Annotated in this window: 10 protein-coding genes; 6 read left to right on the top strand and 4 right to left on the bottom strand. The window is 67.6% G+C overall.

The window, feature by feature from the left end:
* Window positions 1–108: 108 nt before the first annotated feature.
* The 4 genes from AC5P9F_RS04165 to def all read right to left on the bottom strand — a co-directional run bounded on the left by AC5P9F_RS04165 (window position 109) and on the right by def (window position 4,745).
* A complete protein-coding gene (locus AC5P9F_RS04165; RefSeq protein ID WP_133050274.1) occupies window positions 109–1,830 on the bottom strand; it encodes an ArnT family glycosyltransferase in 1,722 nt (573 codons plus the stop codon).
* Window positions 1,831–1,853: 23 nt separating this feature from the next.
* Window positions 1,854–3,185: a 16S rRNA (cytosine(967)-C(5))-methyltransferase RsmB gene (gene rsmB / locus AC5P9F_RS04160; RefSeq protein ID WP_133050273.1), complete on the bottom strand. Its 1,332-nt coding sequence runs from the start codon at window positions 3,183–3,185 to the stop codon at window positions 1,854–1,856.
* Window positions 3,186–3,188: 3 nt separating this feature from the next.
* Window positions 3,189–4,112, bottom strand: coding sequence for a methionyl-tRNA formyltransferase (fmt, locus tag AC5P9F_RS04155; protein WP_024957899.1), 924 nt, complete (start codon window positions 4,110–4,112; stop codon window positions 3,189–3,191).
* A 120-nt stretch (window positions 4,113–4,232) separates the two neighbouring features.
* The gene (gene def, locus AC5P9F_RS04150) at window positions 4,233–4,745 is read right to left on the bottom strand and encodes a peptide deformylase (protein WP_005411192.1); all 513 of its coding nucleotides are present in this window, start codon (window positions 4,743–4,745) and stop codon (window positions 4,233–4,235) included.
* 126 nt (window positions 4,746–4,871) lie between these two features.
* On the opposite strand from def, the gene AC5P9F_RS04145 reads away from it, so the two are divergent.
* The 6 genes from AC5P9F_RS04145 (at window position 4,872) to AC5P9F_RS04120 (ending at window position 12,288) form a co-directional block, all read left to right on the top strand.
* A complete protein-coding gene (locus AC5P9F_RS04145; RefSeq protein ID WP_005414604.1) occupies window positions 4,872–6,005 on the top strand; it encodes a LysM peptidoglycan-binding domain-containing protein in 1,134 nt (377 codons plus the stop codon).
* Window positions 6,006–6,171: 166 nt separating this feature from the next.
* Window positions 6,172–7,299: a DNA-processing protein DprA gene (gene dprA, locus AC5P9F_RS04140; RefSeq protein ID WP_133050272.1), complete on the top strand. Its 1,128-nt coding sequence runs from the start codon at window positions 6,172–6,174 to the stop codon at window positions 7,297–7,299.
* 43 nt (window positions 7,300–7,342) lie between these two features.
* Window positions 7,343–7,816: a DUF494 family protein gene (locus AC5P9F_RS04135; protein WP_005411195.1), complete on the top strand. Its 474-nt coding sequence runs from the start codon at window positions 7,343–7,345 to the stop codon at window positions 7,814–7,816.
* Window positions 7,817–7,855: 39 nt separating this feature from the next.
* Window positions 7,856–8,620, top strand: a complete 765-nt coding sequence (locus tag AC5P9F_RS04130; RefSeq protein WP_111150225.1) for a pilin — start codon at window positions 7,856–7,858, stop codon at window positions 8,618–8,620.
* A gap of 49 nt (window positions 8,621–8,669) precedes the next feature.
* Window positions 8,670–9,602, top strand: coding sequence for an RDD family protein (locus tag AC5P9F_RS04125; RefSeq protein WP_005411197.1), 933 nt, complete (start codon window positions 8,670–8,672; stop codon window positions 9,600–9,602).
* A 193-nt stretch (window positions 9,603–9,795) separates the two neighbouring features.
* Window positions 9,796–12,288, top strand: coding sequence for a DNA topoisomerase I (locus AC5P9F_RS04120; protein WP_133050271.1), 2,493 nt, complete (start codon window positions 9,796–9,798; stop codon window positions 12,286–12,288).
* The last annotated feature ends 105 nt before the right edge of the window (window positions 12,289–12,393 follow it).

The raw sequence follows: 12,393 nt of genomic DNA, 5'->3' as shown, positions 1-12,393 counted from the left end.
TCGGCAGGTCGATGGCGATAGACCGGCGCGGTGCCGGGAGCGGCCCTCATTCTAGGACAGAGCAGGCCGCTGGTTGAGGCAGACTGGCCATGTCCGCCGCTCATTCGTTCAGTCCGCATCCGGTGGCCCCTGCAGCCGGTACTCGCGCTCGAGCTCCTTCAGGTCAGGCACGCAGGCCCCGGACACCGCCCCGGCGGGAACCAGCCACCAGCGACGGCGGTTGGATATGCCGGCCATCTGCGCCTGCGAACGATCAATGCACTCCTGCATGGCATCGTCATTCACCAGCAACCAGCGATGCCGGGGGGACAAGCGCTGCCAGCGCACGGCCGCCTGCAGCTGTTCATGCCAGCGGTTCTCGAATCCAAAGGTCGCCGCGCGGCGGTCCGCCATCAGCAGATTCTGTTCCTTCCAGGCCACCAGCCCCAGTTCCGCGCCGGGCCCGAGACGCGCGCCGACGTCACGCATCAGACCACGCGCAGAGCTTGAATCATTCAGCAACGGGTAGCCGAACAGGCCGTAAAGCACCCAGGCCACGGCCAGGGTCGATAGCAGCGCCACATGGCTTCGACGCCAGCCGGTCACCACCAGGCTCAAGCCACCCCAGAGCCCCATCGCCAGGATCGTCCACGCCAGTGCATCGGTCGCGCCCGGCGTCAATCCGCGTCCATGGGCAAGGTTCACCTCGAAGCGCGGATCACCCAGCAACGCGAGCGCCCCGACCAGGCTCAATCCCAGTGCCAGCAACGCGGCAAACCCTCCCAGCACGCGCTGCACATCGCGCCGCTTCAGCAGCCCGGGCAGCAGCGGCGCCAGCGCCAGGCAGAACATCGGCAGCGCCGGCAGGATGTAGACATCACGCTTGCCCTGGGGAATCGAGAAGAACAGCACGACCAGCAACCACCACGCCAGCGGCAGCAGGTAGCGTGGATCGCGGCGGCACAGGCGCCGCCGCCACGCCGGGATCGCCCATGGCAGCGCCAGGAACGCGGGTATCCACATCGTTGGCATGACGCCGAAGAAGTACCACCACGGCTGGTGATGGTCCCAGGACTGCGTGTAGCGGCGGGCCGTCTGCCGCACCAGGATGTCGTTGATGTAGCCGCGGTACTCGTCCGATCCGGTGCCCAGCGCGGCCAGCAGCATCGGCGCCAGCCACAGCGATATCGCCAGCAGGAAGGCCAGCGGTGCCAGCCAGAAGCGGCCATCGCGCGCGTGCAGGGAAACACGGGGCCACTGCAGGGCTGCAGCGATGGCCGCCGGCACGATCATCAGCAGCGCCAGCATGCCCACGCCCTTGGTGATCACCCCGATACCGGCAAAGAACCAGCCCAGCCACCACCAGCGCCAGGCCGGGCCCAGCAGCAGGTGGCGCAGCAGGCCATAGTTGGCCAGGGTGATGAACAGCACCAGCAGCGGATCGATCTGCGCCTTCTTCGCCTGGAAGGTGAACTGCAGCGCGAACAGCAGTGCCCACCCCGCGCAGAGCCCGACCTGCCGCGTCCACAGCCGGCGCCCCAGATCGACCACGCACCACAGCGTGCCCAATGCGGCCAGCAGCGAGGGCAGCAGGAAGGCCACGCGCCAGTGGCCAACCAGGCCATACAGCGAGGCCTGCCACCACATCAGCATCGGCGGCTTGTCCGAATACAGCTCGGTACCGCGATGCGGGAACAACCAGTAACCGCTGTCGACCATCTGCCTGGCCACCAGCGCGAAGCGTGGTTCGTCAGAGGGCCACGGATCGCGGAGACCGAGCCCGGCCCCCAGCACCAGCAGGGCCACCACCACGAACAACCACGTCTGGCGCGACGCGTGGGTCTTCAGCATGGGACTCGAAACGGCAGCGGGGGTCAGGCTGCTTTTATCAGACGCGCGTAGAAGAAACCGTCAGCATCGTTGTCACCAGGCAGTCGCTGGCGTGCCACGCCTTCGCAATCCACGCCGAACGCATCGCCCAGCGGCTGCGCCACCGCGTTCGGATGCCACTTCAGGAACGCACGCACCTGATCGATGTTCTCGGCGCGCAGGATCGAACAGGTGGCGTACAGCAGCACGCCGCCCGGGCGCAGCATCGACCAGCAGGCTTCCAGCAGGCGCGCCTGCACGCCCACCAGTGCATCGACGTCCTCGGCGCGACGGTGGAACATCACATCCGGCTGGCGGCGGATCACGCCCGTGGCCGAACATGGCGCATCCAGCAGGATCGCGTCGAACGGCACGCCGTCCCACCACGAACCGGGATCGCTGGCATCGGCGACCAGGGTCTGCGCATGCTCGCCCACACCGGTGCGGGTGTAAGTGTCACGTGCCCGGGCCAGACGGCGCGCGTCGATATCCAGCGCCAGCAGGCGCAGGCTCGGGTCACGCTCCAGCAGATGCGCCGATTTGCCGCCGGGTGCCGCGCAGGCATCCAGCACGCGGGCACCGGTCGCGGGTGCCAGCGCATCGGCCGCGCATTGCGCCGACAGGTCCTGCACCGACAGTGCACCATCGCCGAAGCCCGGCAGCTGGTTCACGGCAACGGGGGTCGCCAGGCGCAACGCATCGGCGCACAGTGCAGTGGCTTCAGCGGCAATGCCGGCCTCGGCCAGCGTCGCCAGGGCCTTGTCGCGACCGCCGTGCTGGCGGTTGGCACGCAGCCACAAGGGCGCGGGTTGCAGGCTGGCGCTGAAGATCGCTTCGGCCTGCGCCGGCCAGTCGCGTTCGATCGCATCAGCCAACCATTCCGGGAAGGCGTCGCGCGCAGGCTGCTCGGGGAACCCCTCGCGCTGGGCGCGGCGCAGGATCGCGTTGACCAGGCCTGCCTGGCGCTCACGGCCCAGCGCGCGCGCCGCATCGACCGTAGCCGAAAGCGCTGCGTGCGCAGGCAGTTCGAGCACGTCCAGCTGGGCGAAACCGACCATCAGCAGCGTGCGCAGGTCGGCATCGCGCGCCGACAGCGGCTTCTGCATCCAGGCCTGCAAGGCCGCGTCATAGGTGCTGCGACGGCGCAGCACAGCGAAACACAGGGCTTCCAGCAGCGCGCGGTCGCGGCTGTCGGCCAGCTTCGGCAGCGCCCAGGCCAGTTCGGCCTTCAGCGAACGGCCACGGGTGAACACCTGTGCCAGCACGCGTGCGGCCAGCATGCGCGTGGCCGCGCCCGGTGCCGCCTTGGCGACGGAGAAATCGTTCTGCTTGGACACCGCTTATGCCCCCACGCGCAGGTCGCGGCGAGCGTTGAGGTAATCGGCAGCGGTGATCGCCTTGCCGCCTTCACGCTGCAGCACGCGCAGGCGCAGCGCGCCCTGGCCACAGGCAATGTCGATGCCGTCGCGGCCGGCGGCCAGCACGGTGCCCGGCGCCTGGCCGTGGTCTGCCTCCAGTGCCACCGCACCATGGATGCGCACGCGTTCGCCAGCCAGCGTTGCCTCGGCGATCGGCCACGGATTGAACGCGCGCACGGTACGCGCCAGCGCGTCGGCGTCCTGCGCCCAGTCCAGCCTGGCTTCGGCCTTGTCCAGCTTGTGCGCGTACGTCACGCCCTGTTCCGGCTGCGGTCGCGCGATCGGCTTGATGCCCGCGCGCAGCAGGCCCAGGCCATCAGACAACACCTGGGCACCAAGCTCGGCCAGCTTGTCGTGCAGCTGGCCGCCGGTATCGGTGGCGGCGATCGGCAGCTCCTGGTGCAGCAGCACCGGGCCGGTATCCAGGCCAGCCTCCATCTGCATCAGGCACACCCCGGTCTTCGCGTCACCAGCCTGGATCGCACGCTGGATCGGCGCAGCGCCGCGCCAGCGCGGCAGCAGCGAGGCATGCACGTTCCAGCAACCATGGGTCGGGATGGCCAGTACTGCCTTGGGCAGGATCAGGCCATAGGCCACCACCACCATCAGGTCCGGCTGCAGGTCGCGCAACTGCTGCTGGGCGGCCGCGTCCTTCAGCGACTCCGGCTGGTAGACCGGAATGCCACGGGCCACGGCTTCGAGCTTGACCGGCGAAGGCGCCAGGCCACGGCCTCGGCCGGCCGGGCGATCAGGCTGGGTATAGACGGCCACGACCTCATGGTGGCGCGCAGCCGCGCGCAGCGACGACACCGCGAATTCCGGCGTACCGGCAAAGACAATCCTCATGGCTACCCCACTTGCAGGATGGATTCGTGCAGGAAAGAAAACGGCGCCGTCGGCCGGCGCCGTAGAGCCCGCGCGAGCCGCGCAGGCACGGGCCACCCGAAGGGTGGCCCGGATTGGCGATCACGCCACGTGCTTGCGCTGCTTGGCCAGCTTCTTGCGCACCATCTCGCGCTTGAGCGGCGACAGATAGTCGATGAACAGCTTGCCGTCCAGGTGATCCATCTCGTGCTGGATGCAGGTGGCCAGCACGTCACCAGCCTCCATCTGCTGTTCCTGGCCGTTGCGGTCCAGGTACTTCACGGTGATGGTGTCGGCACGGGTCACGTCGGCGAAGATGCCCGGAACCGACAGGCAGCCCTCCTGGTACACCCGGCCCCCGTCCTTGGCGACGATTTCCGGATTGATGAACACATGCGGTTCATTCTTTTCTTCGCTGACGTCGATGACCATGAAGCGCTTGTGCACGTCCACCTGGGTGGCGGCCAGGCCGATGCCCGGGGCGTCGTACATGGTCAGGAACATGTTGTCGATCAGTTCCTGGAAGGCCGGCGTGGTGACTTCGGCAGCTTCGATCAACGCGGCCTTGGTACGCAGGCGCGGATCGGGGAACTCGAGAATGGGGAGAAGGGCCATGGCTGTTTCCGGATAGGGGGCCGGCACGCCGGCATACGTCGCAGATTCTAGCTCCAACGCTTGCCTTGCGCCCCGGTTTCTGGACTATAGTGCGCGGACCTGTTGGGGAATCAGGGCTTCACACCTATGTTGCTTCGTTTTCGTACGGTCGTCGCCGCGGCGATGCTGACCGTGGCTGCCTATGCTACCGCCGTGGAAGTGAATGGCGGGCACCCGGACACCTATGTGGTCCGAAAAGGGGATACGTTGTGGGATATCGCCGCACGTTTCCTGCAGAAGCCGTGGCTGTGGCCGGAGATCTGGCAGGCCAATCCGCAGATCGCCAATCCGCACCTGATCTATCCCGGTGACGTCCTGAGCCTGGCCTACCTGGACCGGGTAACCGTGGCGGCCCGGCCCGGCCCACGCCAGGAGGCCCCGATCGACGCCATTCCGCTGGCCCAGGTCGAGCCGTTCCTGAAGCAGCTGAGCGTGGTCGACAGCATCGAGCAGCTGCCCTACGTGGCCGGCCTGGAAGAGGAACGCCTGCGTGCCACCAGCGGCCACGCCGTCTATGTGCGCCTGGCTGACGCCCAGGTAGGCCAGCGCTGGGCGGTTGTCCGCCCGACCGTGCGCTACGCCCAGCCCAAGCCGACCGAGGACCTGACCGCCAACGGCGACGTCACCCCGGGCAGCGGCAACCTGTGGCGCGCCTACAGCGCACCCAACCACCGCCGCGGCGTGCTCGGCTATGAGCTGGCCCAGGTCGCCACCGGCACCATCACCCATGTCGCCGGAGGCAAGGTCGAGGCGTCCACCCTGGTGCTGGACAAGAACGAAGGCGGCCGTGAGGTGCGTGCCGGCGACCGCCTGGTGCCGATCGAGGCCAGGCCGTACGACCTGCAGTTCGTGCCCCATGTCCCCGCCGCAGGCGTCGAGGGCGTCGACGTACGCGTGCTGGCCGTCACCGACATGTTCACCGCCGGCGGCCCCCGCGACGTGATCGCGATCTCGGCTGGTCGCACGCAGGGCGTGGACAATGGAACCGTGTTCTCGCTGTGGCGCCCGGGCCGCCATGTGGCGCACCGCATGAAGTACCCGAACTCGTCGCGCACGGACGATTCGCTCAGCACCGGCGCCGGCCGGGTCTCGCTGCCGGACGAGTACGCGGCGCATGCCATGGTGTTCCGCACCTTCGACAATGTCAGCTACGCGCTGGTGATGCAGGGCGTGAAGCCGGTGCGCGTGGGGTACAACGCGCTGCACCCGGATGCGCGGTAGAGTCGACTGTTGGTCGACTGCTCTTCACCGCCCCCCCGAAAGCGCCCGCGCTGCGCGCGGTAGTCGACTGACAGTCGACTCTACAGGGGCGGTCTCCGGCAAAACCTGACAGCCACATGCGAAGGCGCCCTAGGGCGCCTTTGTTGCATGCGCTCGATAGTGGGGAATGACCAAGCAAGCTGATGAGGCGCTGCTGCGCCTGGTGATGGCAGGCGGCGCGCTGGCGCCACGGCGGTCCCTGCTGCAGGCCGCGGGTAGCGCGCAGACTGCGATCGCGCAGGGCGCCGCGAACTGGCGCGCGCACGGTTGCACGCCAGAGCAGTGCGCTGCACTGGAACACCCCGACGCCCGCGCCTGGACCGTGGCACGGCACTGGCTGGAAGACGACGACCACCATCTGCTGTCCTTCGCCGATGCGGCCTTTCCGCCGCCCCTGCTGGACGTCCCGAACCCGCCACTGGCGCTGTTCGTGGCGGGCGATCCGAGCCTGGCCTGGCGCCCCTCGGTGGCGCTGGTCGGCAGCCGCTCGCCCACCCCGGGAGGACGCGCGCTGGCCGCGCGCTTTGCCGGCTGCTTCGTCGAGGCCGGACTGGCCGTAACCAGTGGCCTGGCGGCCGGCATCGACGCGGCCGCCCATCTGGCCACACTGGAGGCAGGCGGCTGCACCGTGGCGGTGATCGGAACCGGCCCTGATCGGGCCTATCCGAACAGCCACCAACGGTTGCAGGGGCGGATCGCCGCCGAGGGCGCGGTGCTCAGCGAGTACCTGCCCGGCACAACGGCACGCCCGGGCCACTTCCCCGCGCGCAACCGCCTGGTGGCCGGGCTGGCGCTGGCGACGGTGGTGGTCGAGGCCGCGCAACGCTCCGGCGCCCTGATCACCGCACGGCTGGCTGCCGAGGCGGGCCGTGAAGTCTGTGCCCTGCCCGGCTCGGTACTCAACCCACGCGCAGCGGGCTGCCACCGGCTGATCCGTGAAGGAGCCGCACTGGTCGAGCGCCCCGAGGAAGTGCTGGAACTGCTGGCCCCCGCCCTTCGCCAGCAGCTGCCGGGCTTGCAATCACGGCTGGGCACCCCCACTGAACAGGCACCGCCGGCGCTCCTGCCGGCGCGCTGGGCCGACGACCCTGACTACCAGTGCTTGTGGCGGGCCCTGGACCACGACCCAAGCAGTATGGATTCACTGATCACACGCTGTGGATTGACGGCGCCCCAGGTGTCCTCCATGCTGCTGGCCATGGAACTGGCGGGAATCGTGGTGTGCGTACACGGCCGCTACTGTCGAACTCCCTAGTTTCTTCACCTCCACAGCGTCGCGCGACGCAGGCCGAGGGGCAATGAAAGAGAGCATCCTGGACGTACTGCTGTACCTGTTTGAACACTATTTCAGCGAAGACGCGGACCTGATCCGTGACCGCGATTCGCTCCAGAACGGCCTGATCCAGGCCGGTTTCAGCCCAACCGAGATCAACAAGGCGTTCGACTGGCTCGACGCCCTGGCCGCGCAGCGGCCGAGCGTGGCCCAGGCACGGGTCGACGGCCCCGTGCGCGTCTACCACGGCCCCGAGCTGGACAAGCTGGACGTGGAATGCCGCGGCTTCCTGCTGTACCTGGAACAGCACGGCATCCTCGACGCCGACCAGCGCGAACTGGTGCTGGACCGGGCGATGGCCCTGGACCAGGACGAACTGGACCTGGACGACCTGAAATGGGTCGTACTGATGGTGCTGTTCAACCAGCCTGGCTCCGAAGCGGCCTATGCCTGGATGGAGACGCAGATGTTCATGGACGAGCCAGAACCCCTGCACTGACCGTACACTTGGGGGCATAGCGCATTCAGGAGCGTCCCCGTGAGCGAGTGGTTCCATGCAGAAGGCAACCGGCAGCAAGGTCCGCTGCCGGCGGAACAATTGGTCGAGCTGTTCCGCAACAACCAGATCACCCTGGACACCCTGGTGTGGCGCGACGGACTGCCGCAATGGCAGCCGTTGCGCACCGTCGTGGACGAACTCGGCCTGATCGTGCCGGCGCTGGACGCCGCCGTACCGCCGGTCGAACCCGAACCGGAACCGGAACCGGAACCCGTCGCACCGCCTCCGCCGCAGCCGCCGGTACTGCCGGCGTCCACGCCCTACGCCGCCAGTGCATCGGCCACCGTCCTGCCGGCACCGAAAAAGAAGCTGTCCGGCTGTGCGCTGACCGCCATCATCGGTGGTGCCCTGTTGCTGGTACTGGTCCCGATCGTGGCCATCCTGGCCGCCATCGCGCTGCCGGCCTACAACGACTACACCGTGCGCAGCAAAGTCGCCGGCGCCGTGGCCGCGCTGCAGCCGCTGAAGGACCAGGTGCAGCATTTCGCCGATGACGAAGGCCGCTGCCCGGGTGCCAATGACGCCGGCTTCCCGGCCCCGGGCGACTTCGCCAACGCGGGCCTGTCGGCGGTGAACATCGGCCGCTTCAACAACGGTCACTGCGGCATCGAAGCAACGCTGGCGGTACCAGGCAAGGGCATCGACGGCGACCTGCTGTGGCTGGAATACGATCGCGACAGCGGCCGCTGGGAATGCAGTGGCGAAAGCAACGACAAGTACCTGCCGCCGACGTGCCGCGGCTGAGCCACGCGCACGCCAGCACCTCCAAGGATGATTCAACAGGGAACATGCAATGACTGAGTGGTACTACGCCGAAGGACAGCAACGCCAGGGCCCGCTGCCGGTCCAGGAGATCCGCCAGCGCTTCCAGCGCGGCCAGTTGAACCTGGACACCCTGGTCTGGCGCGAGGGCATGGCCCAGTGGGCTGCACTGCGCCAGGTGGTCGACGAGCTCGGCCTGCAGACGCTGGCCGATGCCAGTACGGCCACCAGCAGCGGCGGGTTCGACCTGCGCAGCGACTATGCCGCCATCGACAGCGGCACCGCACCGCTGCCCGGCACCGGCGCGCTCAGCAGCTCGCCATACAGCGCTCCAGCCGCCGTCGGCAGCGGTGGCCACGCACAGCCTGTGGTTGGCGGTGAAGTGGTCTACGCAGGCTTCTGGAAGCGCGTGGCGGCCTACATGATCGACTACTTCGTGCTGGTCATCCCCGGCAGCATCATCGGGGCCATCCTCGGTGCGATCCTGGGCGCCAGCATGGGCGCGGTGGGCAGTGGCGAATCGGCCATCGAGATCGTGGCCCAGCTGGCCAGTGCCCTGATCAACCTCTGCATCGGCATGGCGTACTACACCTGGTTCCATGCCTCGAAGGGCGGCGCCACGCTGGGCAAGATGGCGGTCGGCATCAAGGTCGTCCGCGGCAACGGCGAGCGCCTGACCAAGGCCCGCGCGTTCGGTCGTTACTGGGCCATGCTGCTGAGCAGCTTCACCCTCGGCATCGGCTTCCTGATGGCGGCCTTCACCGAACGCAAGCAGGGCCTGCACGACATGATCTGCGACACTCTGGTGGTCGACCGCTGGGCCTACACCGACCAGCCCCACCTGCAGCGCCGCGAGCTGGGCACCGTCACCGTGCTGGTACTGGTGTTGACGGCGGTACTGTCGCTGGTGGGCCTGGCGCTGCTGGTGTTCGCGGTCGGCTTCATCGCCAAGATGGCCTCCTGAACGGCCATCCTCACGGCTGGCTGCTTGACACGGGCTGGCCGGGCGTGATTCCTCTAATAAGGTGAAACCTGAACGCCCGGCACATTACCGGGCGTTCAGTTTATGGATTTGCGCGTGGCCGCTTCACTAATGCGGCCATTTGCTCCACCCTAGCGGCCCCTTCCCCACGGTTCGCCCCACAGACCCTGCTGCCATGCCCAAGCACCTGCTCATCGTCGAATCGCCGGCCAAGGCCAAGACGATCAACAAATACCTCGGCAAGGACTACACCGTCCTGGCCTCGTATGGGCATGTGCGTGACCTGATTCCGAAGGAAGGCGCGGTCGACCCGGACAACGGGTTCGCCATGCACTATGACGTGATCGACAAGAACGAGAAGCACGTCGACGCGATCGCCAAGGCCGCCAAGGGCGCCGACGACATCCTGCTGGCGACCGACCCGGATCGCGAGGGTGAAGCGATCAGCTGGCATATCGCCGAGATCCTGAAGGAACGCGGGCTGGTCAAGGACAAGCCGATGCAGCGCGTGGTGTTCACCGAGATCACCCCGCGCGCCATCAAGGAAGCCATCAGCCAGCCGCGCGCGATCGCCAGCGACCTGGTCGATGCCCAGCAGGCGCGCCGCGCGCTGGATTACCTGGTCGGTTTCAACCTGTCGCCGGTGCTGTGGCGCAAGGTCCAGCGCGGCCTGTCCGCCGGCCGCGTGCAGAGCCCGGCGCTGCGCATGATCGTCGAGCGCGAGGAAGAGATCGAAGCCTTCATCGCCCGCGAGTACTGGTCGATCGCCGCCGAGTGCGCGCACCCGTCGCAGCACTTCAACGCCAAGCTGATCAAGCTGGACGGGCAGAAGTTCGAGCAGTTCACCATCACCGATGGCGACACCGCTGAAGCGGCGCGGATGCGCATCCAGCAGGCCGCGCAGGGCTCGCTGCACGTCACCGACGTGGCCAGCAAGGAGCGCAAGCGCCGCCCGGCGCCGCCGTTCACCACCTCCACCCTGCAGCAGGAAGCCTCGCGCAAGCTCGGCTTCACCACCCGCAAGACCATGCAGGTGGCGCAGAAGCTGTATGAAGGCGTGGCGATTGGTGACGAAGGCACCGTCGGCCTGATCTCGTACATGCGTACCGACTCGGTGAACCTGTCGCAGGATGCGCTGGCCGAGATCCGCGACGTGATCGCCCGTGATTACGGCATCGCCTCGCTGCCCGACCAGCCCAACACCTACCAGACCAAGTCGAAGAACGCCCAGGAGGCGCACGAAGCGGTGCGCCCGACCTCGGCCCTGCGCACCCCGGCCCAGGTCGCCCGCTTCCTCACCGACGACGAGCGCCGCCTGTACGAACTGATCTGGAAGCGTGCAGTGGCCTGCCAGATGATTCCGGCCACGCTCAACACGGTCAGCGTCGACCTTTCGGCCGGCAGCGAGCACGTGTTCCGTGCCAGCGGCACCACCGTGGTCGTGCCCGGCTTCCTGGCCGTGTACGAGGAAGGCAAGGACAACAAGAGTGCCGAGGACGAGGACGAAGGCCGCAAGCTGCCGGCGATGAAGCCCGGCGACCGCGTGCCGCTGGAACGCATCCAGGCCGAACAGCATTTCACCCAGCCGCCACCGCGCTACACCGAAGCGGCGCTGGTGAAGGCGCTGGAAGAGTACGGCATCGGCCGTCCCTCGACCTACGCCTCGATCATCCAGACCCTGTTGTTCCGCAAGTACGTGGAAATGGAAGGGCGCAGCTTCCGCCCGTCCGATGTGGGCCGCGCGGTGTCCAAGTTCCTGTCCAGCCACTTCACCCAGTACGTGGATTACGACTTCACCGCCAAGCTTGAAGACGAGCTCGATGCCGTCTCGCGTGGCGAAGAAGACTGGATCCCGCTGATGTCGCGCTTCTGGGAACCGTTCAAGGAACTGGTCGAAGACAAGAAGGAATCGGTCGACCGCGCGGAGGCCAGTGGCGCGCGCGAGCTCGGCACCGACCCCAAGACCGGCAAGCCGGTCAGCGTGCGGTTGGGCCGTTTCGGGCCCTATGCCGCCATCGGCAGCACTGCCGAAGATGCCGAGGAGAAGCCGAAGTTCGCTTCGCTGCGCCCCGGCCAGTCGATGCACACCATTTCCCTGGAAGACGCGCTGGAGCTGTTCCTGATGCCGCGCGCACTGGGCGAGGACAACGGCGAGCCGGTCAGCGTCGGCATCGGCCGCTTCGGCCCGTTCGCCAAGCGCGGCAGCACCTATGCCTCGCTGAAGAAGGAGGACGACCCGTACACCATCGACCTGGCCCGCGCCGTGTTCCTGATCGAAGAGAAGGAAGAGATCGCGCGCAACCGGATCATCAAGGAGTTCGAGGGCAGCGACATCCAGGTGTTGAACGGCCGCTTCGGCCCGTACATCAGCGACGGCAGGATGAACGGCAAGATCCCCAAGGATCGCGAACCGGCGTCGCTGACCCTGGCTGAAGTGCAGCAGTTGATGGAAGAAACCGGCAAGCCGGTGCGCAAGGGCTTCGGTGCCAAGAAGGCCGCCGCGAAGAAAGCCCCGGCCAAGAAGGCGGCAGTGAAGAAGGAAGCCGCGCCGAAGAAGGCCGCTGCAAAGAAAGCGCCTGCCAAGAAGGCCGCTGCAAAGAAAGCAGTAAAGAAGGCCGCCGCGAAGAAGGCCCCGGCGAAGAACGCCGTCAAGAAGGCCGCGAAGTAACTCCACGCCATACGTGGATGAGGGGTAGTGCCGGCCGCTGGCCGGCAACCCCAGAAGCATCAGATGCCGGCCAGCGGCCGGCACTACCGGGTGCCAGGGTCCACC

It is taken from the genome of Stenotrophomonas sp. YJH_SMC_4, from assembly GCF_059371575.1.
The sequence above is the reverse complement of the archived record's forward strand: the minus strand, read 5'-3'. Positions and strand labels throughout refer to the sequence as shown.

Bases quoted from the DNA above. Each gene is read 5' to 3' on its own strand.
- AC5P9F_RS04165 (WP_133050274.1), bottom strand. From the start codon at position 1,830: ATGCTGAAGACCCACGCGTCGCGCCAGACGTGGTTGTTCGTGGTGGTG.
- AC5P9F_RS04145 (WP_005414604.1), top strand. From the start codon at position 4,872: ATGTTGCTTCGTTTTCGTACGGTCGTCGCCGCGGCGATGCTGACCGTG.
- fmt (WP_024957899.1), bottom strand. From the start codon at position 4,112: ATGAGGATTGTCTTTGCCGGTACGCCGGAATTCGCGGTGTCGTCGCTG.
- dprA (WP_133050272.1), top strand. From the start codon at position 6,172: ATGACCAAGCAAGCTGATGAGGCGCTGCTGCGCCTGGTGATGGCAGGC.
- AC5P9F_RS04125 (WP_005411197.1), top strand. From the start codon at position 8,670: ATGACTGAGTGGTACTACGCCGAAGGACAGCAACGCCAGGGCCCGCTG.
- AC5P9F_RS04135 (WP_005411195.1), top strand. From the start codon at position 7,343: ATGAAAGAGAGCATCCTGGACGTACTGCTGTACCTGTTTGAACACTAT.
- AC5P9F_RS04120 (WP_133050271.1), top strand. From the start codon at position 9,796: ATGCCCAAGCACCTGCTCATCGTCGAATCGCCGGCCAAGGCCAAGACG.
- def (WP_005411192.1), bottom strand. From the start codon at position 4,745: ATGGCCCTTCTCCCCATTCTCGAGTTCCCCGATCCGCGCCTGCGTACC.